A 23,352-nucleotide genomic window follows, 5' to 3' on the forward strand; every position below is an offset into this window, starting at 1 on the left:
ATGCCCGCAAAGATCCCAGCCACCGTCATCACGGGCTTCCTCGGCGCCGGAAAGACCACGCTGATTCGCCACATGCTGTCCAACGCGGGCGGCCGGCGCATCGCGCTCATCATCAACGAGTTCGGCGATCTGGGCGTCGACGGCGGCATCCTGAAGGGCTGCGGCATCGAAAGCTGTTCGGACGACGACGTCGTAGAACTGTCGAACGGCTGCATCTGCTGCACCGTAGCCGAGGATTTCGTGCCAACGCTGCAATCCCTTCTGGCCCGCGACGAGCCGCCCGAGCATATCGTGATCGAAACCTCCGGCCTTGCCCTGCCGCAACCGCTGGTCCGCGCCTTTGGCTGGCCCGAGATCCGCACCCGCGTCACTGTCGACGGCGTGGTGACGGTCGTCGACGGCCCCGCCGTGGCCGAGGGCCGGTTCGCCGCCGACACGCAGGCCGTGGACCGTCAGCGCGCGTCGGATGACAACATCGACCACGAAACGCCGCTGTCGGAACTGTTCGAGGATCAGATCGCCTGCGCCGACATGATCCTGGTGAACAAGTCCGACCTGCTGGGCGAGGACGCCGCGCAGGCGTTGGCCGACAGGCTGGCGGCCGAGGCGCGCGGCGGCGTCCGCGTCCTGCGCGCGGCTCACGGCGCGATCGACCCCGCAATCCTGTTGGGCCTCGGCATCGGTGCCGAGAACGATCTGGAGGCCCGCGTGGAAGTACATCACCACCATCACCACGACGATGATGACGAACACGATCACGACCATCACCACCATCATGACCACGACGATTTCGAAAGCTTCGTGGTCGAACTTCCCGAGTTGACCGACCCGGCGGCGTTTTCGACCCTGGTCTCGAAGGTGATCGCGCACCATGACATCCTGCGCCTCAAGGGCTTTGCCGCCGTGCAGGGCAAGCCCATGCGGCAGGTGATCCAGGCGGTCGGCCCGCGCATCGACATGCATTTCGACCGGCCCTTCGCCACGGGAGAGCCCCGCGTCACTCGACTTGTGGTGATCGGCGAGGCCGGTCTTGATCGCGATGCCATCACCAAGGCGCTTGCCGCCGCGCCCGCACCGGCGGCCTGATGCATCTGCTCGCCGCCCAGCCCGGCGCGATCTCGGACGGGTCCGAGCCGGTCGATCCGGGTCAGACCCCGGCGGACGTGCTGTTCATCTCGGCCGCCGACACCGAGCTTGCGGCGCTGTCCGAGGCTCGCGCCCTGCTGGGTGACGAGGCCCCGAGCCTGCGGCTGACGCAGCTGGGCTGGCTGGCGCATCCCTTCTCGGTAGATCTGTACCTGGACCAGACGGCGACCAAGTCGCGGCTGGTGGTCGCCCGCATCCTGGGTGGCGCGGCCTACTGGCAATACGGCGTCGAGCAGTTCGCCATCCGGCTTGCCGAGGCGGGGGTGCAGTTCGCCGCCCTGCCCGGCGACGACAAGCCGGACGAAGAGCTCTTCTCGCTCTCCACCGTCTCGCGCGCCGATTGGGAGGCGCTGCTGGCCTATTGCGTCGAGGGCGGCCCGCCCAACGCCGCGAACCTGCTGCGCCTGACCCGGCACATGCTGGACGGCACTGAGCGCCCGCCCGAGGCCGCGCCGCTGCTGCGCGCCGGGCTCTACTGGCCGGGTGAGACGATGGCGAGCCTCGAGACGATCCGCGCACACTGGACCGACGGCGCGCCGGTCGCCGCGATCACCTTCTACCGCGCGCTGCTTCAGGGCGCGGGGCTGCACCCGATCAACCGGCTGGTGCAGGCGCTGCTGCGGCGCGGACTGAACCCGCTGCCGGTCTTTGTCGCCTCGCTCAAGGACCCGGTGTCGGCGGCGACGCTCGAGAACCTGTTCGAACAGGCCCCGCCCGACGTGGTGCTGAACGCGACCAGCTTTGCCGTCGGCAGCCCCGACGGCGCGCGCGCGCCAACGCCGCTGGACAAGCCGGGCCGCCCGGTGATTCAGACGGTGCTCTCGGCCAGCGCCGAGGAAGCGTGGGAGGACTCCGTCCGCGGCCTGAACGCCCGCGACATCGCGATGAACGTCGCCCTGCCCGAGGTCGACGGCCGGATTCTGTCGCGCGCGATCAGCTTTAAGGCGCAAGCCTACCGCGACGAGGCCACCGAATGCGCCATCGCCAGCTACCGCGCGCGGGGCGACCGGGTAGCCTTTGTCGCGGACCTCGCCGCGAACTGGGCTGCGCTAGGCCGCACCGCCCCAGCCCAGCGCAAGGTGGCGCTTGTGCTGGCGAACTACCCGAACAAGGACGGGCGGCTGGCGAACGGTGTCGGCCTCGACACCCCCGCCGCGACGGTCGAGGCCCTGACGGCGCTGGCGCGGGAGGGCTATGACGTGCAGGGCGCCCCCACGGACCCGCAGGCGCTGATGCAGGCGATCCTCGCCGGACCGACGAACTGGCTGACCGACCGCGCCGCACGCGGCGGTGGCATGCGACTGCCACTGGCCGACTACCGCGCCTTCTACGATCGCCTGCCGTGGGAGTTGCGCCAGACGATCGAGGATCGCTGGGGCGCGCCCGAGGCCGATCCGTTCCTCGACAACCACAGCTTCGCGCTGTCGATCCTGACCTTCGGCAATGCCGTCGTCTGCGTGCAGCCCGCGCGCGGCTATAATATCGACCCGGAGGAGACGTACCACTCCCCCGACCTGCCGCCGCCGCACAACTACCTGGCCTTCTATGCCTGGCTGCGGCAGACGTTCGGCGCCCACGCGATCGTGCACATGGGCAAGCACGGCAACCTGGAATGGCTGCCCGGCAAGGCGGTGGCCCTGTCCGAGGAATGCTTCCCCGAGGCGGTGCTGGGCCCGATGCCGCACATCTATCCGTTCATCGTCAATGATCCGGGCGAAGGCACGCAGGCCAAGCGTCGCGCGCAGGCGGTGATCGTGGACCACCTGACGCCACCGCTGACCCGCGCCGAAAGCTATGGCCCGCTGCGGGATCTCGAGGCGCTGGTGGACGAATATTACGAGGCTTCAGGCGTCGATCCACGGCGCATCGGTCACCTGCGCGACCAGATCCTCGACCTGATGGCGGCGACGGGTCTGGACGCAGACGCCGGGGTGCGCGAGGGCGACGATTCCGACAGCCGCTTGCAGAAGCTGGACGCCTATCTGTGCGAGTTGAAGGAAAGCCAGATCCGCGACGGTCTGCACATCTTTGGCCGCGCGCCCGAGGGCCGGTTGGCCCGCGATCTGATCGTGGCGCTGACCCGCATCCCGCGCGGCGATGGCAAGGGCGGCGACGCCTCGCTGCCCCGCGCGCTGGTGGCGGACCTGGGCCTGGGCAAGTTCGACCCGCTGGACTGCGACCTCGGGGCGCCGTGGACCGGCCCCCGCCCCGAGGTGCTGGCGGGGCTGACGGACGAGCCCTGGCGCAGCAACGGCGATACCGTCGAGCGGCTGGAACTGCTGGCCTCGGCACTGGTCGAGGGCAGCAAGGCCCCCGGCCCTGCCTCAGAAGCCGTGCTGGAGCAGATCGAGACCACCATCCGCCCCGCCGTGACCGGTTCCGGTGCCGCCGAGATGGGCGGCCTGCTGACCGCTCTCGATGGCCGCTTCCTGCCGCCCGGCCCTTCGGGCGCGCCGACGCGCGGGCGGCTGGACGTGCTGCCAACAGGGCGCAACTTCTATAGCGTCGATAGCCGCGCGGTTCCGACCCGCGCCGCCTGGGCGCTGGGCTGGAAATCCGCCAGCATGCTGATCGACCGGCACCTGCAGGAACACGGTGACTGGCCGCGCGCCATGGCCCTGACTGCCTGGGGCACGTCGAACATGCGGAGCGGCGGCGACGACATCGCGCAAGCGCTGGCGCTGATGGGCGTGAAGCCGCAGTGGTACGACGCCAGCCGCCGGGTGACGGGGTTCGAGATCCTGCCGCTCTCGGTCCTTGGCCGCCCCCGCGTGGACGTGACGCTGCGCGTCTCGGGCTTCTTCCGCGACGCCTTCCCGGCGCAGGTGGATCTGGTCGCCAGCGCGGCCAAGGCGGTGCTGGAACTGGACGAGCCCGAGGCAGAGAATCCCGGCGCCGCCCGTTTCCGCGCCGAGGGCGCGACGGATCAGGCAGCCTTCCGCGTCTTCGGCTCGAAACCCGGTGCCTATGGCGCGGGGCTTCAGGCGATGATCGACGAACGGCTGTGGGCGAACCGGGGCGATCTGGCGGACGCCTACCTGACCTGGGGCAGCTATGCCTATGGCGCGGGCACCGACGGCGCGCCCGCGCGGCCCGCGCTGGAAACCCGCCTGACGCAGGCAGAGGCGGTGGTGCAGAACCAGGACAACCGCGAGCACGACCTGCTGGACAGCGACGACTATTATCAGTTCGAGGGCGGGCTGGCCGCCACGGTCGAGACCCTGCGCGGTCAGGCCCCGACGGTCTATCACAACGACCACTCCCGCCCCGAACGCCCGGTGATCCGCACACTGGACGAGGAAATCGGGCGGGTGGTGCGCTCCCGCGCAGCCAATCCCAAGTGGATCGAGGGGGTCAAGCGCCACGGCTACAAGGGCGCGTTCGAGATCGCCGCGACGGTGGATTACCTGTTCGCCTTCTCGGCCACGACCGGGGCAGTGAAGAACCACCATTTCGACCTGGTCTATGACGCCTACCTGGAAGACGAACCGACGCGGGACTTCCTGGCCGAGGCCAACGCCCCCGCCCTGCGCGAGATCGCCGAGCGCTTCCAGGAGGCCATCGATCGCGGCCTCTGGACCCCCCGCTCGAACTCCGCCCGCGCCCTGATCGGCGGATTGCTGTGAAACGGCGGGTTCACATCCTCGGTGGCAGCGGGTCGGGGACCACCACGCTCGGCGCACATCTCGCGCTAGCGCTGGATGTGCCGCACCACGATACCGACGACTACTACTGGCTGCCGACCTCGCCCCCCTACCGCGAGAAACGGCCCGCCGAAGCGCGACTCGCGTTGATGCAGCAGATGTTTCTCGACCGCGACGGCTGGGTGCTCTCCGGCAGCCTGATAAGCTGGGGCAACCCGCTGATACCCCGTTTCGACTTCGTCGTATTGCTGACCTTGCCGCCGGACGTCCGCATGGCGAGGTTGCGGAAGCGCGAAGCCGGGGCCTATGGGACAAGGATCGAGGCCGGTGGAGACATGGCCGAAACACACGCGGCATTCATGACCTGGGCCGAAGGATACGACGACCCGGACTTCGAAAGCAGAAGCCTTCGTGGCCACCGCGCCTGGTGTGCGGCGCTGCCCTGCAGGCATATGGAGCTGGACAGCCGCGCACCGGTAGGAACCCTGGTGGAGCGGCTCTGCAAGGAACTGTCCGGGTGACCGTGACACCGGTACACACGCACCTGAAAGACGCGCTCGCCACGACCGAGAGGAGGAGCAGAACATGACCGACGACACCGACCGCCACGCTGCCAAGATGGCCAAGAAAAAGGCCGCCCGCGACAAGATCATGGCCACCAAAACCGAAGAGAAAGGCCTGATCATCGTTCACACCGGCAAGGGCAAGGGGAAGTCCTCGGCCGCGTTCGGGATGATCTTCCGCTGCATCGCCCACCAGATGCCCTGCGCCGTAGTGCAGTTCATCAAGGGTGGAATGAGCACGGGCGAGCGGGACCTGATCCTGACGCGTTTCTCCGACGCGTGCCAGTTCCACACGATGGGCGAGGGATTCACCTGGGAAACGCAGGACAAGTCCCGCGACATGGAAATGGCCGCGGCCGCGTGGGAGAAGGCGAAGGAGCTGATCCGCGACCCCGAGATCCGCATGGTCCTGCTGGACGAGATCAACATCGCCTTGCGGTACGACTATCTGGACGTCGACGAGGTGGTCGCGTTCCTGCGGGCCGAAAAGCCGGAAATGACCCACGTCGTGCTGACCGGCCGCAACGCCAAGGAACCGCTGATCGAGGCGGCGGACCTGGTAACCGAGATGGAACTGGTCAAGCACCCATTCCGATCGGGCGTGAAGGCCCAGAAAGGCGTGGAATTCTGACCATGCCTTTGCGTTGCAGGGCAATCCAAGGCGCTCCGAGGGTGCGCGTGCGCACCCTCGCCTCTGGCCCCGCCGGGCCAGAGGGGCCGGGCCTGCCCGGCCGAGCGCGGCTGCGTCCGGTGGGGCAGTCGTGACAAAGGCCCTGATGTTGCACGGTGCCGGCTCGAATGTCGGCAAGTCATTGCTGGTCGCAGGATTGTGCCGCGCGGCACGCAACCGTGGGCTTTCGGTACGGCCATTCAAGCCGCAGAACATGTCGAACAATGCCGCCGTAACCTCGGATGGGGGCGAGATCGGGCGAGCGCAGGCGCTTCAGGCTCTGGCCTGCGGGGTCGAGTTGCATACCGACATGAACCCGGTCCTGCTCAAGCCCGAAACCGACACAGGCGCCCAGGTTGTCGTGAACGGCAAACGGCTGACCACGGTTCGGGCGCGGGACTATGCCGCGCTAAAGCCGCGGCTTTTGCAGGCCGTGACGGACAGCTTCACGCGCCTGCAAGCCGGGGCCGACCTCGTGGTCATCGAAGGCGCCGGCAGTCCGGCCGAGGTGAACCTGCGCAAAGGTGACATCGCCAACATGGGCTTTGCCCGCGCCACGGGAACGCCGGTCGTCCTTGTCGGTGATATCGACCGGGGCGGCGTAATCGCTCAGATCGTCGGCACACAGGCGGTTCTCGACCCCGAGGATGCCGCCATGATCCACGGCTTCGCGATCAACAAGTTCCGCGGCGATCCAGCGCTGTTCACGGATGGCTATGACTTCATCGCCTCGCGCACCGGCTGGCCCGGCTACGGGGTCGTTCCGTGGTTTCCGCAGGCGCACCTGCTGCCCGCCGAAGATGCGCTGGACGTTTCTGGCGGCGGCTCGGGCGCGCTGAAGGTCGCTTGCCCGCTCCTGTCGCGTATCGCCAATTTCGACGACCTCGACCCGCTGAAGCAGGAGCCCGGCGTCACCCTCGTCATGGTCCGCCCCGGCGAGCCGATTCCCGGCGATGCGGATGTCGTCATCCTGCCCGGCACCAAGTCGACGCGCGGGGACCTTGCGATGCTTCGGGCCGAGGGGTGGGACGTGGACCTGATCGCACACCGCCGGCGCGGCGGGCGGATCCTCGGGCTGTGCGGCGGCTACCAGATGCTCGGCCGCCGGATCGCAGACCCCGAGGGGATCGAGGGCCCGGCGGGCGAGACCGAGGGCCTCGGCCTTCTGGATGTCGAGACCGTGATGACCGGCGACAAGCGGCTGACCCGCGCCGAGGCGCACCATGCAGCCAGCGGGCTCGCGGTCTCGGGCTACGAGATCCACATCGGGCGCACGGACGGCCCGGACCGGTCGCGGCCGTTCGCCTTTCTGGATGGAGCTCCCGAGGGGGCAATTTCCGGTGATGGACGCGTGACCGGCACCTACCTGCACGGCCTGTTCTCCGAAGACGCCTTCCGTGCGGCCTGGCTGAGCGATCTTGGCGCCGAACCATCGGGTCAGTCCTATACCGCTTCGGTGGACCGGACGTTGGACAAGCTGGCCGCCCACCTCGAAGAACACATGGACGTGGACAGCCTTCTGGCGCTCGCCGCGCGTTAGCGCAATGCGGCCTCAAGCCGGTCCCACTCGCCAGGTTCACCGGGGAGCCCCAGCCGCAGCCATGTCGGGTGTGCCTCAAACGCCCGGCTCCAGATCCGGTGCGTGGCGAGCCTGCGCCGCGCCGCGATCCCGCCACCGGTCTCGTAGAGCCGGAACTGGGTGGTGCCGCCGATCACCTGCCAGCCCGCGCCGGTTGCCAGTGCGTCGAGCCGCGCGGCTCCTTCGGACAAGCGCCGGACAGCCTGCTGGCGCCAGCCAACATCCCGCAACGCGAGCGCTCCAAGATGCAATGCCGGGCCGCTGACCGCCCAAGGGCCAGCCAGTGTGCGGATCGTCGCGATATCCGTTCGGGAACCGAATGCGAAGCCCAGCCTCAGGCCCGCGAGCCCGTAGAACTTCCCGAATGACCTCATGACCAGCACACCCGCGGCAGGCATGTGTGGCAATAGCGACAGCTCCGGTTCGGGGTCAGCGAAGCTTTCGTCCACAACCAGAAGGTCGACGCGGTCCGCCAGAGCCAGCAAGTCCTCGGTTCGATGCCGTTGACCATCCGGATTGTTGGGGTTCACCACCACGGCCACGTCGGCACCCGCCAGATCAGCGAGCCGCTCCGGTTCTTCGACCGTCCAGCCTGCCGCCCGCAACGCGCCGGCGTGCTCGTTGTAGGTTGGCGACAGCACACGGGCCAAGCCGCGCGGCCTGAGCCAGGGCACCATCTGGATCGCCGCCTGCGCGCCCGCCAGCGCAAGGCCCGGAGCGGCCGTCGAATATGCCGCGCGCGCCGCGGTCATCGCGTCTTCGACCAGCGCCGACGTCGGCAAGGCCCGCACCACAGCGTCCGGCAACTCGGGCATCGGCCAGGGCACACGGTTGATCCCGGTCGATAGGTCGATCCAGTCACCCGGCGCGCCGCCGTACTCCCTGATCGCCGCGTCCAGATCGCCGCCGTGTTCGCGCATGTGGCCTCCTGTTTCGGGCGCAGCATAAAGCGTTGCGCAGCGGGCGCGAGCCTCAGATGAGCGCCATCAGCGCAAGACCGGCCGCCGCGACGCCAAGCATCCGCGTGTACAACCGCAACCCCTGCCGGATCGCCGCCGCATCCGGGTCAGGCGCAGCGGCGTTCACCCAGGGCTGGTCCTCCATCCCTGTGCTGTAGGCGCGCGGCCCCGACAGCCGGCAGCCGATGCCATGTGCCAGCGCCGCTTCGGGCCAGCCTGCGTTGGGCGAGCGGTGCAGCGGCGCGTCGGGCCTTGCGCCGCGCAGTACCTGCACGGGACGCCCCGAGGCCAGCGCGAACAGCAGCGCCGTCAACCGCGCAGGCACCCAGTTCACGGCATCGTCCAGCCGCGCCGCGACCCGCCCGAACGCTTGGTGCCGAGGCGTGCGGTAGCCGATCATGCTGTCGAGCGTATTAATCGCCTTGTAGCCGGCGATCCCCGGCAGTCCGAACAGCGCGCCCCAGAACAGCGGTGCGATCACCCCGTCCGAGGCATTCTCGCCCAGGCTCTCAAGCGCGGCGCGGGCGACGCCAGCCTCGTCCAGCCGCTCGGGATCGCGACCGACAATCTTCGCGACCGCCTGCCGGGCGCCGGGCAAATCGCCTTGTTCCAGCGGGCGCGCGACGTCGGCGACGTGGTCATGCAGGCTACGCGCGGCGACGAGAGGTGCGGCCAGCAGACCGGTCAGGACGATGCCAAGCCAGCCCCCGGGCAAGAGGCGCGCGACCAGAACGGCAGGAAGGACGGCCGCCGCCAGCACCACGGCCACGGCAAGAGCGCCCATCGCTATACGCCGCGCCTCGGTCGCGGTGTCGTCGTTCCACGCAAGATCCAGCCGTCGGATCAGCGCCCCGAGCCACGTCACCGGATGGCCGATACGGCGGAACAGCCAGTCCGGCCAGCCGACCAGCCCGTCGACGCCCAGCGCCAGCAGCATCGCAAGCGCGCTCATAGGGGCCCCGGTGTGCGGAAGGTGACGATGCCGCGCACTCCGGCTTCCGCCATCAGGCGGGCCGCACGTCTGCGGTCACCCTCCCCCGGCGCGAACAGCAGGCCGCGAGCCGAGCCCGTATGCGCCGCCGCCAGTCCCAGCGCGCCGCAATCGCGCGCTATTGCCATCAGGGGGGCAATATCCTTGCCGCCGCGCAGCGCTTGATTGCGGCGGGCGGACTCGGTCGCGAGTTCGGCCAGCCGAGCGCGATCCGGGCCCGCCGCCCGCCAGTCCGTCACGAGATCGGAAATACCGGCGAAACGCTCATCCCCGGCCCGCGTCTGGCACGGCGCTCCGTGGAACCCGCCCAAAACATCGAAAGAGGGCACCGGGTCCAGCCGCTCCCTGACTTCAGCCCTGCGCGACGCCCAAAGGACCTGCCCCGGCGCGGGCAACATCAGGGGATCGGTCGCCCCCTCCAACCCAAGGCAGAGCGGCGCCAGCCGTTCATCCAAGGACAATCCCACCGCACCAGCTACCGCCAGCAGCGCGGCGGTCGAGACCCCGGCCCCGCCACCGGGCGGCATGTCAGCGCTCAGGCGCAACGCACCACGCAGGGGGCGGCCGGCAGCAGAGAACAATGCACGCAAGGCAGGCCGGGTCAGCAGCCCGCCCGTCACCCGCAGCGGCTCTGGCCCAGCGCGCCAGCGCGCGGTGACCCCGAGGATCGGCGCGGGCAATGTGACGAGAACGACCTCGCCGTCCACGCGCCCCTGCAGGAACTCGCCCAAGTGCCCGGCCACGCGGGCCGTGCGCCAGCCGCGTGGCCCGAGCGCCACCTCAGGTCCCGCTGCTGACGCCCGCATCCTCGAAACTGGCCATGTCGTTGAGCATTGCCGCCGCCGCCTGCACCAGAGGCCAGGCCAGCAGCGCCCCGGTTCCCTCGCCAAGGCGCAGGCCAAGATCCAGCAGCGGACGCGCCTGCAGGTGATCCATCACCATCCGGTGCCCACCCTCCGCCGAGGCGTGGGCAAAGACCATCGCCCGGCGCAACTCTGGCGCTTCGGTCAACACCACCAGCGCGGCCGCCGAGGCGATGAAGCCGTCGACGATAACCAGCCGCCCGGCACGGGCCGCACCTTCCATCGCGCCAGTCATCATCGCAATCTCGAACCCGCCGTATTCCGCCAGCGCCTCGCCGGGGGTCAGCGCGCCGGTACGCGCGGCGGCCCGCTCCAGAACCTCTGTCTTGTGGCGCAGCCCTGCATCATCCAGCCCGGTGCCGCGCCCGGTCAACTCGGCCACCGATTTGCCGGTGATCTTGTGTGCGATCAGCGTCGCGGCGGTGGTGTTCGCGATCCCCATCTCACCGAAACAGACCGCATCGGCCTGCCCGTCAGCCCCAAGCACAGCGCCCTCAGCCCACGCCTTGGCGCATTGCTCGGCGGTCATAGCAGGCGCAACGGCGCTGTTCGCCGTCCCCGGCCCGATACGGCGTGAGATCAGATCGGGGTGCTCGATTGCCTCGACGACACCGGCGTCGACCACGCGCAGAGCCACGCCGGTCGTCCGCGCGAACACGTTCGCCGCCGCGCCGCCGCTCAGGAAGTTGAGCACCATTTGCGCCGTCACCGCCTGCGGAAAGGCCGAGACGCCTTCGGCCGCGATGCCGTGGTCGCCCGCGAAGATCGTCAGCTGCGCCCGCTCCATCCGCGGTGTCACCGTGCCCTGCAAAAGGGCGATCTGCTCGGCCAGATCCTCGATCCGGCCCAGCGAGCCTGGCGGCTTGGTCTTGGTATCGATGGCATGGCGGATGCGGGCGGGCAGGTCGTTGGTCTGGGTCATTCGCGCTCGCTGAATTATCGGGTGCCCCTGCCTAGCCGCTGGCATAGGTTGGGCGCAAGACACGTTGAAGGCAGGAGGCGACGGGTGCTGACACTGGTTCTGGGCGGGGCGCGCTCCGGCAAAACAGGCTTCGCCGAGCGGTTGACCGAAGAGGCCGCGCCGTCCCGTGTCTATATCGCAACCGGGCAGGCCTTCGACGCCGAGATGGTAGAGCGGATCGCGCTTCACAAGGCTGCACGCGGCGAGGGCTGGCGGACGGTCGAAACCCCACTCGACCCCACCGGGGCGCTGGATCAGGCCACGGGTAATGAGGCCGTCCTTCTCGACTGCCTGACGCTGTGGCTGTCGAACCTGATGCACCACGAGCGAGACATCGAGACCGAGACCGAACGGCTGCTGGATGCGGCGTCGCGCTGCTCCGCGCCTGTCGCCATGGTCTCGAACGAGGTCGGGCTTGGGCTGGTCCCCGAAACGCCCCTGGGTCGCACATTCCGGGACGCGCAGGGGCGCCTGAACCAGCAGGTCGCGGCGCGGGCCGACCGGGTCGCCTTCGTCGCCGCCGGCCTGCCGGTCTGGCTGAAGGATTAAAGCGCCGGCGGCATCGCGATCGGCGGAACGCGAGCGGTGAAATGGCCCTTCACGCCCTGCGGCCATTGGCGAAACGGGACCACGCCGCTCGGGCTTTCGGCATGTTGGGCGGCATAGTCCACCAGCGCCTCGGCGGCCTCGGCGCCGGGTGCGAAACGGCCCAGCACATAGGTCATCTTGCCCTCGGCCGAGATCGCGACATTGCAGCCGTGCTCGCACCCCATAAGGCAGGCGGTCCCCCGGACACTGACGCCCGTGACGCCCTCGGCAGCCTTCTGCACCTCGGCCAACATCGCCTCGCCACAGGGGGTGAGGGTCTTGTCCTCGCGCAGCGCGGGCTGGCGGCAAGTGGTGCAGACGGTGATCGTGGTCATCGGGGCCTCCGGGTTTCGGCCCCAACCCCTAACGCGGGCGGCACCGGGATGCCAGCACCGCACGGCCCTTTGCGATCACGAAAAAAGGCGCCGAGGAAACCCCGGCGCCCAGTTGTGCCGTATGGCACTGGCGGTCGTTTCGGACGTGTCAGCCGTTCATCTCGGCCCGGATCTGCTGGCGCAGCACGTCAATGGGAATGGCCTGGCCGTCGCGCTTGAACGACCAATAGGTCCAGCCATTGCACGAGGGCAGGCCCTCGAGCGCAGCGGCGACCTGGTGGATCGAGCCCTTGGTCTCGGCCGAGACCAGCGAGCCGTCGGCGCGGACCTTCGCGGTGCGTCGGCCGTTCATCGAGACCAGCACGTCGCCCGGCGCAAGCATGCCGCGCTCGACCAACTGGCCAAACGGCACGCGGGGCTCGGCCCGGCGGCTGGCGGTGGTGGTCAAAGACTCGGCGTCGGACTTCGGTACGGCGGCGATGCGTTTGCGGGCAAGACGGGCGTATTCCTCGTCCCGCTCGAGCCCGATCCAGCGGCGGCCGAGACGGCGCGCCACGGCGCCGGTGGTGCCGGTGCCGAAGAACGGGTCGAGCACGATGTCGCCCGGCTTGCTGGTCGAGACCAGCACGCGGTGCAGCAGCGCCTCGGGTTTCTGGGTCGGGTGTGCCTTCTCGCCCTTCTCGTTCTTCAGGCGCTCGCCGCCGTTGCAGATGGGCAACAGCCAGTCCGAGCGCATCTGAACGCCGTCGTTCAGCTGTTTCAGGGCTTCGTAGTTGAACGTGTACTTCGCGCTGTCGCTTTTCCCGGCCCAGATGAGAGTCTCGTGGGCGTTGGTCAGGCGCTTGCCGCGGAAGTTCGGCATCGGGTTGGTCTTGCGCCACACGACGTCATTCAGGATCCAGAACCCCGTGTCCTGGAGCGCAGATCCGACGCGAAAAATGTTGTGATATGAACCAATTACCCAGATCGCGCCGTCCGGCTTCAAGACCCGGCGAGCGGCCTTGAGCCACGCCTTGGTAAACTGGTCATAGGTCTCGAACGACGCGAAACGGTCCCAATCGTTGTCCACGCCATCGACACGCGAGTTGTCGGGCCGGTGCAGGTCGCCCTTGAGCTGCAGGTTATAGGGCGGGTCGGCGAACACCAGATCGACCGAGCCTTCGGGAAGGCTGTTCATCAGGTCGATGCAGTCGCCCGTCAGGACGGAATCGAGGGGAAGATCGGCTTGGGCCGTTTTGGTTTTCTGGGGCATATCGGTGATCCGGCTTGCGGCTGTCTTGTTGCACCCAAGATGGCCTCAATCGCGAATCACGTCAATTTTCAAATTGAATCAATGACTTACAAAATGATCTTGGCACAAGATGTTGTGGACCGGTTTGAACGAACGCCTATGGTGTGGGGTTACCCCTAGACGGTGCAGTGCCTCGGAATGCATTTTGACTCCGTATCCGGCGTTCGTCTCCCAGCCGTAGCCGGGGTACTGTTGCGAAAGCGCAACCATGATCCGATCCCTTGTGACCTTTGCGACAATAGACGCCGCCGAGATCGCCGGTTCGCTGCCGTCGCCGCCGACAATCGCCTCTCCGGGGCAGGGCAGATCGCGAGGCATCCCCTTGCCGTCGATCAGCGCATGCCCCGGCGCGACGGGCAGCGCGGCGACGGCTCGGCGCATCGCGAGGTACGAGGCCTGGAGAATGTTGATCCGGTCGATCTCGCGCACCGAGGCGGCGCCGATCCCGATCACCGCGCACTCCTTCAACTCGGCGAAGATCGCCGCGCGGCGTTTGGCTGAAAGCTTCTTTGAATCGTCGACGCCGACGGGCACCTTCTCCGGGTCCAGGATCACCGCGGCGGCAACGACAGGACCGGCCCACGGGCCCCGCCCGGCCTCGTCAATTCCGCAGATCGGGGCGCGCCTGAACAGGGTCACCGAGCCGAAACCTCAAAAAAGCCATGAATTCCGTGCAGGATTGCACCAAACTTGTTCGCGTTAAAGAGTAGTACGGGGGATGACGCCCCCGGAGGTTTCATCGAGTACGCCATGATACGGTTCCTGATTTCGTCTCTTCCCGCAGCGCTTCTGCTGCTTCTTCCTGCCGGTCCCGCTGCACCCTTCACCTTTGCCGAGCGCGATGCCGGCGCCGACGCGCATCCGGCGGTCCTGACCCGTCATGGCGGGGCGTACTACTTCCCCGCGCTGTCGGAGTATGTCAATCAGGTCGGCGCACGACTGGCCGCGCAGACCGAGGAGCCAGCCGAGAACTGGACCTTCACCATCCTCGACACCCCGACGCTGACCGCCTTCGCGCAGCCGGGTGGCTATGTCTATGTCAGCCGGGGCCTGCTGGCGCTGCTGAACTCCGAGGCGGAACTCGCCGCCGTGTTGGCGCACCAGATGGCGCATGTACTTGCGGACCATGTGCCACTGCAGCCACCGGCCCCTGCCACGCCGCATCGCGGATTGTCCGAGGGCGCGCTGCTCGACGGCCTGATCGGCGGACGGCCGGAAGGCGATGCGCCGAACCCTTTCTCGGGCCGCAACACCGGCGCTGCGCCGGACTTCGATTTGTCGATGGAACTCGCGGCAGCCCGGCCGGGCGTGGAGATGCTTGCGGCGGCCGGGTATCCGCCTAACTCCGCCATCGAACTGCTTCGCAGGTTGCAGACCCATGCGGGCCTCGCGAACAATCTCGACGGCGCGGGAACCGTCGCGCTTCTGGGGAGCACCGGCCCCGAGCGTGAGGAGATCGCGACCGCCATCCGCCTCGCCGCCGACGCGGTTCAGACAGGGTCGGGCCCGATCGACGACGGTCGCCGGGATTTCCTGCTTGCCTTGCAGGGGCTGCTCTACGGGGACAGCCCGGATCACGGCCTGATCCGCGACGGCAGCTTCATCCACCCGAACCTGCATTTCGCCTTCGATCTCCCCGAGGGCTATGTCGCCGAGATCACCGCCGCCGAGGTCATCGCCCGCGGCCCCGGCGGGGCGGTCATGGTTCTGGACACCACCGACCGGGCAGGCAGCCGGTTGCAGAGCTATCTTCGCGACAGCTGGGCGCCGAGCCTGACGCGCAACGTGTCCTCCGGATACCTTTATGACCTGCAGGCGCGCGAGATCGGCGGCTTCGACGCGGCCAGCGCCTTTCAGCCTTATGACGACGAAACCGGTCCGAAAGTCGCGCAACTGGTCGTGATCCGCACCGACGAGCGCATCTACCGGTTCCGCAACGTGGCCCCGGCCGAAGACATCGCCGCGAGCCTTGAGATGGAGGCGGCAGTGGACACGTTCCGCCAGCTGCCGCTGACCGCATCGACCCGCTACAATCCTTATTGGCTGCAAATCCACGAGGTGCGGCGCGGCGACAGCATGAACCTCTTCGCCGCCGCAATGCCGCTCCGCGACGGCGCCGAAAGCCGGTTCCGGGTGCTGAACGGCTATGACGGCGCGCAAGTGCCGGTGATCGGCGACCTGGTCAAACTGGTGATGGAAGAGTAGCGCCGGTCGCGCTCAGATCAGCTCGACCAGCGCCACGAGGCCCAGCGCACCCGCAGCGCCCGTCATCAGCCAGCCCCACCACGGCAACCCGCGCTCGTCCTTCGGCTGGGGCGGGTTGTTGGCATAGACCAGCGCACGCTCGGCCATGCCGGGCAGCAGCGGCCCGAAGCGGCTCAGCACCTTAACCGTATTCGCCAGATCGTTGAGCACCGCGCGCGGCCCGAGGTTGTCCCGGATATAGTCCTCGACCACGGGCTTTGCGGCCTCCCACATGTTCATCGCCGGATCCAGCGAACGCGCGACGCCTTCGACCACAACCATCGTCCGTTGCAGCAGGATCAGCTCGGTCCGGGTCTCCATCCCGAAACGCTCTGTCACGTCGAACAGGTGTGCCAGCAGGCGTGCCATCGAGATATGCGTGGCGTCCTGCCCGAAGATCGGCTCGCCGACCGAGCGCAGCGCCTGCGCGAACGCCTCGACATCCTGCGTGCGCGGGACGTAGCCGGCCTCGAAATGCACCTCGGCCACGCGGCGATAGTCGCGGCGCAGGAACCCGATGAGAATCTCGGCATAGACCCGGCGGGTGTAGGCGTCGATCCGGCCCATGATCCCGAAATCAAGTGCGACGATCTCGCCGTTGGGCGCCAGCTTGAGGTTCCCCTGGTGCATGTCACCGTGGAAGAACCCGTCGCGCAGCGCGACCTTGAGGAAGGTCTGGATCACCCGCCGCGACAGCTCCGTCAGGTCCGCGCCGCGCGCAGCCAGCGCAGGAACGTCGCCGAACTTGGTGCCCTCCACCCACTCCAGGGTCAGGACGCGGCGTCCGGAATGCGCCCAGATCACCTCGGGGACCGAGAACCCCTCGTCCTTCATGGTGTTCGCCCGAAACTCGTCGGCGGCCGAGGCTTCCATCCGCAAGTCCAACTCGCCCAACACGACGGACTGGAAATGCTCGATCACATCGGTGGGCTTGAGGCGGCGGGCCTTGGGCGCCAGCAGCTCGATCATCCTCGCCGCAAGATAGAAGGCGTCGACGTCGCGCATGAAGGCGCGCTCGATCCCGGGGCGCAGCACTTTCACCGCCACTTGCCGGCCATTGCTGCGCAGCCGCGCCCGATGCACCTGCGCCAGCGAGGCGGCAGCGACCGGGCCGGAGAAATCGTCGAACAGCTCATCCACCCGGAAGCCCAGCTCGCGCTCGACCGAGGCGCGGGCGACCTCGACCGGAAAGGCCGGCAGATCGTCCTGCAACTGCTTCAACTCGGCAGCGAGATCATCGCCGACCACGTCGGGGCGGGTCGACATCAGCTGCCCGAACTTGATGTAGGCCGGACCCAGCGCCGTCAGCGCGCGGCTGATCGGCGGCAGCGAGGCATCGCCCCTGTGGCCGAGCCAGGCAAAGGGCCAGCCCAGAACGCGCGCGGCGATCCGCAGATGGCGCGGCGCATCCAGCGCCTCCAGCGCTTCGCGCATCGCGCCGGTCCGCTCAAAGGTCGCGCCGGTCCGGATCAGGCGCCAGAGATTGTGAGGCCCGCGCACCTTACAGCTTCCATCCCGAGTGCAGCGCCGCGATGCCCAGCGAGAGGTTGCGCCAGCGCACCTGCCCGAACCCGGCGTCACGGATCATGTCGGCGAACGGCTCCTGCGCGGGGAACTTGCGGATCGACTCGACAAGGTACTGATAGCTGTCCCGGTCATTGGCGATCATCTGCCCCATCGGCGGGATCACGTTGAACGAGTAGCGGTCGTAGAGCCACTGCATCCCCGGATTGGGAAGCTGGCTGAACTCCAGCACCATCAGTCGCCCGCCGGGGCGCAGCACGCGGAACGCCTCTGACAGCGCGTCCTCGATCCGGGTCACGTTCCGGATCCCGAAGCTGATCGTATAGTAATCGAAGCTGTTGTCCGGCAGCGGCAGAGCCATCGCATCGCCGACCACCCAGTCCACATGGTCGGACAGCTGCTCCGCCTCGGCGCGCTGGCGGCCCGCGACCAGCATGCCCTCGGTCATGTCGAGCACCGTCGCATGGCCCGTGCCGTGCGTCCGGTCGAGATACCGGAACGAGATGTCGCCGGTACCGCCCGCCACGTCCAGCAGCCGCGTGTTCTTCCGCGGCGCCAGCCAGTCGAGCATGGCGTCCTTCCACACTCGGTGGATGCCCAGGCTCATCACGTCGTTCATCACGTCATAGCGCGATGCGACCGAGGTGAAGACGCCGTGCACGCGGCCGGCCTTCTCTTCCTCGGGGATGTCCTGGAACCCGAAATGCGTCGTCTTCTCGCCCATGCCCATATCCCGCGCCATTCGCGCGCCAGTTAATACGTCAGGGGCAGGTAGTACAATTCCGGCACTCTGTCGCGCCCTCGGAGGCAGATTGACAGCCTCGCCGCGCGGGCCTATCGCCGCAGCCAACGTCCGAAGCCCTGCCAAAGGAAGGCCAAATGCCCGAACTGCCCGAGGTAGAGACGGTCCGCCGCGGGCTGGAGCCGGCCATGAGCGGCGCGCGGATCCTGAAAGCCGACGTCCGCCGCCCGGATCTGCGCTGGCCCCTGCCCGAGCGCATGGCCGACCGGCTGACCGGCGCGCGAGTGCTGCGGCTGGGGCGGCGCTCCAAGTACATTCTGGCGGATCTCGACACGGGCGAGACGCTGATCGTCCACCTGGGCATGTCCGGCCGGATGCTGATCGAGGAGGCGGCGGCCGGCAGCTTCCACCATGACCGCGCGACGCCCGGCAAGCACGACCATGTCATCCTCGATATGGAGAACGGCAGCCGGATCACGTTCAACGATGCCCGCCGCTTTGGCGCGATGGACCTAACACCCACGGATAAGGTCGAGGCGCACTGGCTGATCGCCCCGCTCGGCCCCGAGCCCTTGGGCAACGCCTTCACCCCCGACTACCTGGCCGAACGGCTCAAGGGGCGGCGCACGCCGATGAAGGCCGCCCTTCTGGACCAGCGGATCGTCGCGGGACTGGGCAATATATATGTCTCGGAAGCGCTCTGGCAGGCCGGGATCCACCCGCGCCGATTGGCGGGCAAGGTGTCGCTCGCGCGGCTGAACGTGCTGGTCCCCGCGATCCGCGCCGTGCTGACCGCCGCGATCGAGGCGGGGGGCAGTTCGCTCCGCGACTATCGGCAAGCGGACGGGGAACTGGGCTACTTCCAGCACAGCTTCGCTGTCTACGACCGCGCGGACCAACCCTGCCGCCGTGAAGGCTGCACCGGCGCGATTCGCCGGATCGTCCAGTCGGGCCGGTCCACCTACTACTGCAACAGCTGCCAGAGATAGGGTTGCGCCGGACAGACTTCGTGGTACCTCTGGCGGGGTTGTCCGGGCGAAGGAGCCACCAATGGGATACGAGACCATCAAGGTCGAGGTCGAGGACCACGTCGGCGTCATCCGCCTGGATCGACCCGATGCAATGAACGCGCTCAACAGCCAGTTGCTCGGGGAACTCGGCAAGGCGCTGCAGTCGCTGGACGGGAACGACAGCGTGCGCGCGATCGTTCTGACCGGGTCCGAAAAGGCCTTCGCCGCGGGCGCGGACGTCAAGGAAATGGCCGAGAAGAGCTTCGTCGACATGTTCGGCGAGGATTTCTTCACCCCCGAAGCGGCCCGGATCCTACAAATCCGCAAGCCGATCATCGCCGCCGTCGCGGGCTACGCGCTGGGCGGCGGGTGTGAGCTGGCGATGATGTGCGACTTCATCATCTGCGCCGACAACGCCAAGTTCGGCCAGCCCGAGATCAACCTCGGGATCATCGCGGGAATCGGCGGCACCCAGCGCCTGACCCGCTCGGTCGGCAAGTCCAAGGCGATGGAGATGCACCTGACCGGGCGCATGATGGACGCGGCCGAGGCGGAACGCTCGGGCCTTGTCAGCCGCGTCGTGCCCGCCAAGGAGTTGATGGCCGAGGCTCTGAAAGCCGCCGCAAAGATCGCCGAAAAGTCGCCGCTGACCGTGATGGCAGTGAAAGAGGCGGTGAATCGGTCCTACGAGACCACCCTCTCGGAAGGCGTCCTGTTCGAGCGCCGTCTGTTCCACGCGCTCTTCGCCACCGAGGACCAGAAGGAAGGCATGGCCGCCTTCGCCGAGAAGCGCACGCCTCAGTTCCGGGGAAAGTAACTCCCGGTTGGGCGTTGACAGCCGGGGCGCATGTGGATATGTCCGCGCCCTGACCTACGAAACGTGAAATGTTGGAACCGATTCATGGCTAACTCGCCTGGAGCAAAAAAGCGCGTCCGCCAGCTGGCTCGGCGGACCATGATCAACAAGTCCCGCCGCTCGCGGATGCGGACGTTCATTCGTCGTGTCGAGGAAGCCATCGCTTCCGGCGACAGCGAAAAGGCGCGTGACGCGCTGAAGAACGCACAGCCCGAAATCATGCGCTCCGTGACCAAGGGCATCCTGCACAAGAACACCGCATCGCGGAAGATCAGCCGCCTGTCGGCCCGCGTGAAGGCCATCAGCGCCTGATATCAGCGACATTCTGATTCAACGCCCGCGTACCTCCGGTGCGCGGGCGTTTTTCATGAAATATTCACGTTTCGAAAACTGTCACGTCGACGTCATGTTCAGGTTTTGGTCCTGTTGCCCGAATCTGAGCCGCTGCCTAACTTGGCCCTGCACTCGGTGGCCCAACACTGAGCTTCAACGATAGTTCGTAATGATCGCGGAACCGGAAAGTATTCCGGCGCTGCGGTGTTGCGTTTTACTTGTTGAGCATAGTGTTGCATCGAATCTGTAGTGATCCGCCCAAAGCAACGTCAATGGATTTGTCGTGTTGAAAGGTGAACTGGGGCGCGTCTAGTGTCGCGCCACTATCAGCAGGGGACAAAAGACTTCATGAGCGATTCTCCGACCATCGCCGTCGACAACCTGAGCCCGGACGAAGTCTGGGCCGCGCTTGAAGCGGACAGCACTGCCCAGCTTGTCGATGTACGGACCCGGCCGGAGTGGAGCTTCGTCGGCGTTCCGGATCTGAGCGCGCTCGACCGCCAGGTGGTTCTGGCCGAGTGGCGCCGCTATCCGGACATGCAGGTGTCCCCGGATTTCGCCGAGCAGGTGCTGAGCGCCTTCGGCGAATCCACCCCGCGGCAGATCTTCTTCATCTGCCGCTCCGGCGCGCGCTCCCTCGAGGCGGCGCGTGAAGTCTCGGGCCTTTGCGCATCGCGGGGCCTCGAGGTGCGCTGCGTGAACGTGGCCGAGGGATTCGAGGGCGACCTCGATTCGGCCCGGCATCGCGGCGCCATGAACGGCTGGAAAGCGCGCGGCCTCGCCTGGCAGCAGAGCTGAGGACGTAGAATCGGCGGCCCCTGTCCGGGGGCGGTCATTTGCGGCGTGGGGGCGCCGTCGGGGACGAACGGAAAACGACGGGACGGCATGGAACAGGATATTTGGGGCCGCGTTCGCAACGGGCTTAACGACTCACTCGGTGAATCCGCCTTCACCACTTGGATCGAGCCGCTGGAATTCCAGGGCTGCAACAATGGCGTCGCCTATCTGACGGCCCCCACCAGCTTCATCGGAAACTGGGTCTCGCAGCACTACGGCGAGCGGATCCAGCGCCTGATTGCGGATACAGGCACGTCGGTGTCTCGCCTCGACTTCTCGGTTGCGAACCGTCCCGCTCGCACGCCGGAACCCGTCGGCGCCGAAGCCGCGAACGGCCAGTTGAGCGGTCACGCCAACGGCGCGGATGCCGCCCCGCAGCCTGCTGCCCGCCCAGCAGAACCCGTTCGCCCGGCGGATCACGGCGCCGAACTGCCCGGCTCGCCCCTTGACGCCCGCTATCGGTTCGACACTTTCGTCGTCGGCAAACCGAACGAGCTGGCCCATGCCGCCGCGCGCCGTGTCGCCGAGGGCGGAGCCGTGACCTTCAACCCGCTGTTCCTCTACGGCGGCGTTGGCCTCGGTAAGACGCACCTCATGCACGCCATCGCTTGGGAGCTGCAGAACCGGACCCCCGCCCCGCGCGTGCTCTACCTGTCGGCCGAGCAGTTCATGTACCGCTTCGTGCAGGCGCTGCGCTTCAAGGACACCTATTCCTTCAAGGAACTGTTCCGCTCGGTCGACGTGCTGATGGTGGACGACGTCCAGTTCATCGCTGGCAAGGAATCGACGCAGGAAGAGTTCTTCCACACGTTCAACGCGCTGGTGGACCAGAACAAGCAGATCGTGATCTCTGGCGACACTGCGCCGGGCGAGATCTCGGGCCTCGAGGACCGGATCAAGTCGCGCCTGCAGTGCGGCCTTGTCGTCGACCTGCACCCGACCGACTACGAACTGCGCCTTGGCATTCTCCAGACCAAGGCCGAGATCCAGTCCGAGCTTCACCCCGGCATCACCGTCGATCCGCGCGTGCTGGAGTTCCTGGCCCACCGCATCAGCTCGAACGTCCGCGTGCTGGAAGGCGCGCTGACCCGGCTCTACGCCTTCGCCTCGCTGGTCGGTCGGCCGATCGACATGGACATGGCGCAGGAATGCCTCGCAGACGTGCTGCGCGCATCCGAGCGCAAGGTCACTGTCGAAGAGATCATCCGAAAAGTCGCCGACCACTACAACGTGCGTATGGCCGACCTTCTGGGCCCGCGCCGCGCTCGCGCGGTGTCTCGGCCGCGCCAGGTGGCGATGTTCCTGTCGAAGCAGCTGACGACGAAATCGCTGCCCGAGATCGGCCGCCGATTCGGCGGACGCGACCACACCACGGTCATTCATGCGGTGAAAAAGATCGAGGAACTCAAGTCGGTCGACAGCCAGATCAGCGACGAGGTCGAGCTGCTCCGCCGCATGCTGGAGGCCTGACCGGCCTTGGAAACCGAGTCTTTTCGGCAACCTTTCGGCACAAAGTGAACGATTCGCGGCCCCGAATTGCCGCGATTTCGCCACTAAACTTGGGTTGTATGCTAGCTGAGCATGCGCCAAATCCCGTTGGCTGGTTTACCGAGTCTGGGTAACCTTGGGGCAGGGTTTGGCAAAAGCGTATAGGTGGAGCACGGTCTCCAGGGTGTGTGCAATGATCTCGGAACTGTTTGCAGAAGCTAGAAAGGTTTTTCGTCAGCGCTTGAGCGAGCTCAAGCAGGACGAGGACGGCGGTACGAACACCATCGAGTTCGTGCTGTGGCTTCCCATTTTCATCCTGATTCTCAGCATCGTCGTTGACGTCTGCTTCATGTTCCTGGCGCAGGCTGTGATGTACGACGTTGCCTCCGACACGGCGCGCCGCTTGGCGGTAAGCAGCGGCAGCCAAGCCGACATCATTGCTGACGCAAAAAGGAATGCAACTTTCGGGGGTGTCGAACCTGCAGTGGTGCCGACAATGAACCTTGATGGCACGGGGGTCATTCGGGTCGTCGTGACCCACAAGGTGCAGGACGTCGATGTTGTCGGCGTTTTCGGCAGCGTCGCAAGCACGTTTGCCTCTGATGAAATCAACGCCACGGTCTATCAGGTGAAAGAGCGTGAGGGCGTTTCGGCCAGCAACTAAGCCGGCACCGCAGAAGGCGCTGCCGGGGTTTGCGGCGCCTTGGATAACTCAAGGTTCGGTGTGG

General features: G+C 67.3%; 22 protein-coding genes. 13 read left to right on the forward strand and 9 right to left on the reverse strand.

All coding sequences use genetic code 11. The annotated features are described in order from the left end of the window. The 5 genes from cobW (at window position 1) to ACW9UR_RS17675 (ending at window position 7,563) form a co-directional block, all read left to right on the forward strand. A complete protein-coding gene (gene cobW / locus ACW9UR_RS17655) occupies window positions 1-1,086 on the forward strand; it encodes a cobalamin biosynthesis protein CobW (protein ID WP_458918371.1) in 1,086 nt (361 codons plus the stop codon). Then, complete coding sequence (gene cobN, locus ACW9UR_RS17660) at window positions 1,086-4,772, forward strand: cobaltochelatase subunit CobN (protein ID WP_458918372.1); 3,687 nt, start codon at window positions 1,086-1,088, stop codon at window positions 4,770-4,772. The genes cobW and cobN overlap by 1 nt, the downstream gene beginning before the upstream one ends. Further along, window positions 4,769-5,311 carry a P-loop NTPase family protein gene (locus ACW9UR_RS17665; protein ID WP_458918373.1) on the forward strand — a complete coding sequence of 181 codons (543 nt, stop codon included), beginning with the start codon at window positions 4,769-4,771 and terminating at the stop codon, window positions 5,309-5,311. Before cobN ends, ACW9UR_RS17665 begins: the two co-directional genes overlap by 4 nt. Window positions 5,312-5,375: 64 nt before the next feature. Continuing rightward, the gene (gene cobO / locus ACW9UR_RS17670; RefSeq protein WP_458918374.1) at window positions 5,376-5,984 is read left to right on the forward strand and encodes a cob(I)yrinic acid a,c-diamide adenosyltransferase; all 609 of its coding nucleotides are present in this window, start codon (window positions 5,376-5,378) and stop codon (window positions 5,982-5,984) included. A 145-nt stretch (window positions 5,985-6,129) separates the two neighbouring features. Continuing rightward, the gene (locus ACW9UR_RS17675; RefSeq protein ID WP_458918649.1) at window positions 6,130-7,563 is read left to right on the forward strand and encodes a cobyric acid synthase; all 1,434 of its coding nucleotides are present in this window, start codon (window positions 6,130-6,132) and stop codon (window positions 7,561-7,563) included. Here the strand turns inward: ACW9UR_RS17675 and cobD are convergent. From cobD to cobT, 4 genes are read right to left on the reverse strand one after another with little or no spacing between them, the layout of a single operon-like run. Further along, complete coding sequence (gene cobD / locus ACW9UR_RS17680; RefSeq protein WP_458918375.1) at window positions 7,560-8,522, reverse strand: threonine-phosphate decarboxylase CobD; 963 nt, start codon at window positions 8,520-8,522, stop codon at window positions 7,560-7,562. The two genes, ACW9UR_RS17675 and cobD, sit on opposite strands and share 4 nt — an antisense overlap. Window positions 8,523-8,574: 52 nt before the next feature. Next, window positions 8,575-9,513 carry an adenosylcobinamide-phosphate synthase CbiB gene (cbiB, locus tag ACW9UR_RS17685; protein ID WP_458918376.1) on the reverse strand — a complete coding sequence of 313 codons (939 nt, stop codon included), beginning with the start codon at window positions 9,511-9,513 and terminating at the stop codon, window positions 8,575-8,577. Further along, window positions 9,510-10,331 (reverse strand): propanediol utilization protein, encoded by an 822-nt coding sequence (locus ACW9UR_RS17690; protein WP_458918377.1) that lies wholly within the window; start codon window positions 10,329-10,331, stop codon window positions 9,510-9,512. Before ACW9UR_RS17690 ends, cbiB begins: the two co-directional genes overlap by 4 nt. Before the next feature lies 1 nt (window position 10,332). After that, window positions 10,333-11,337 (reverse strand): nicotinate-nucleotide--dimethylbenzimidazole phosphoribosyltransferase, encoded by a 1,005-nt coding sequence (gene cobT / locus ACW9UR_RS17695; protein WP_458918378.1) that lies wholly within the window; start codon window positions 11,335-11,337, stop codon window positions 10,333-10,335. An 84-nt stretch (window positions 11,338-11,421) separates the two neighbouring features. Here cobT and cobU point away from each other — a divergent pair, with 84 nt between their 5' ends. Next, window positions 11,422-11,925, forward strand: coding sequence for a bifunctional adenosylcobinamide kinase/adenosylcobinamide-phosphate guanylyltransferase (gene cobU / locus ACW9UR_RS17700; RefSeq protein ID WP_458918379.1), 504 nt, complete (start codon window positions 11,422-11,424; stop codon window positions 11,923-11,925). Here the strand turns inward: cobU and ACW9UR_RS17705 are convergent. The 3 genes from ACW9UR_RS17705 to ACW9UR_RS17715 form a co-directional block, all read right to left on the reverse strand. Further along, on the reverse strand, window positions 11,922-12,299 hold the full coding sequence (locus tag ACW9UR_RS17705) for a DUF1636 family protein (RefSeq protein ID WP_458918380.1): 378 nt from the start codon (window positions 12,297-12,299) through the stop codon (window positions 11,922-11,924). The two genes, cobU and ACW9UR_RS17705, sit on opposite strands and share 4 nt — an antisense overlap. Window positions 12,300-12,447: 148 nt before the next feature. Continuing rightward, window positions 12,448-13,551: a DNA methyltransferase gene (locus ACW9UR_RS17710; protein ID WP_458918381.1), complete on the reverse strand. Its 1,104-nt coding sequence runs from the start codon at window positions 13,549-13,551 to the stop codon at window positions 12,448-12,450. Between the two features lie 78 nt (window positions 13,552-13,629). Next, the gene (locus ACW9UR_RS17715; protein WP_458918382.1) at window positions 13,630-14,229 is read right to left on the reverse strand and encodes a ribonuclease HII; all 600 of its coding nucleotides are present in this window, start codon (window positions 14,227-14,229) and stop codon (window positions 13,630-13,632) included. 111 nt (window positions 14,230-14,340) lie between these two features. On the opposite strand from ACW9UR_RS17715, the gene ACW9UR_RS17720 reads away from it, so the two are divergent. Beyond that, a complete protein-coding gene (locus ACW9UR_RS17720) occupies window positions 14,341-15,795 on the forward strand; it encodes a M48 family metalloprotease (RefSeq protein WP_458918383.1) in 1,455 nt (484 codons plus the stop codon). 12 nt (window positions 15,796-15,807) lie between these two features. Here the strand turns inward: ACW9UR_RS17720 and ubiB are convergent, their stop codons facing one another. Next, on the reverse strand, window positions 15,808-17,334 hold the full coding sequence (ubiB, locus tag ACW9UR_RS17725; RefSeq protein WP_458918384.1) for a 2-polyprenylphenol 6-hydroxylase: 1,527 nt from the start codon (window positions 17,332-17,334) through the stop codon (window positions 15,808-15,810). Window position 17,335: 1 nt separating this feature from the next. After that, complete coding sequence (gene ubiE / locus ACW9UR_RS17730) at window positions 17,336-18,082, reverse strand: bifunctional demethylmenaquinone methyltransferase/2-methoxy-6-polyprenyl-1,4-benzoquinol methylase UbiE (protein WP_458918385.1); 747 nt, start codon at window positions 18,080-18,082, stop codon at window positions 17,336-17,338. A gap of 155 nt (window positions 18,083-18,237) precedes the next feature. Between ubiE and mutM the strand changes: the two genes are divergently transcribed. The 6 genes from mutM to ACW9UR_RS17760 all read left to right on the forward strand — a co-directional run bounded on the left by mutM (window position 18,238) and on the right by ACW9UR_RS17760 (window position 23,288). Beyond that, window positions 18,238-19,089 carry a bifunctional DNA-formamidopyrimidine glycosylase/DNA-(apurinic or apyrimidinic site) lyase gene (gene mutM / locus ACW9UR_RS17735; protein WP_458918386.1) on the forward strand — a complete coding sequence of 284 codons (852 nt, stop codon included), beginning with the start codon at window positions 18,238-18,240 and terminating at the stop codon, window positions 19,087-19,089. Between the two features lie 61 nt (window positions 19,090-19,150). Then, window positions 19,151-19,927, forward strand: a complete 777-nt coding sequence (locus tag ACW9UR_RS17740; RefSeq protein ID WP_458918387.1) for an enoyl-CoA hydratase — start codon at window positions 19,151-19,153, stop codon at window positions 19,925-19,927. Window positions 19,928-20,011: 84 nt separating this feature from the next. Continuing rightward, on the forward strand, window positions 20,012-20,278 hold the full coding sequence (gene rpsT / locus ACW9UR_RS17745) for a 30S ribosomal protein S20 (protein WP_458918388.1): 267 nt from the start codon (window positions 20,012-20,014) through the stop codon (window positions 20,276-20,278). Between the two features lie 369 nt (window positions 20,279-20,647). Further along, window positions 20,648-21,097 (forward strand): rhodanese-like domain-containing protein, encoded by a 450-nt coding sequence (locus ACW9UR_RS17750; protein WP_458918389.1) that lies wholly within the window; start codon window positions 20,648-20,650, stop codon window positions 21,095-21,097. An 87-nt stretch (window positions 21,098-21,184) separates the two neighbouring features. Then, complete coding sequence (gene dnaA / locus ACW9UR_RS17755) at window positions 21,185-22,606, forward strand: chromosomal replication initiator protein DnaA (protein ID WP_458918390.1); 1,422 nt, start codon at window positions 21,185-21,187, stop codon at window positions 22,604-22,606. Between the two features lie 211 nt (window positions 22,607-22,817). Then, complete coding sequence (locus ACW9UR_RS17760; RefSeq protein WP_458918391.1) at window positions 22,818-23,288, forward strand: TadE/TadG family type IV pilus assembly protein; 471 nt, start codon at window positions 22,818-22,820, stop codon at window positions 23,286-23,288. Window positions 23,289-23,352: the final 64 nt, after the last annotated feature.

The organism is Halovulum sp. GXIMD14794 (assembly GCF_054457455.1).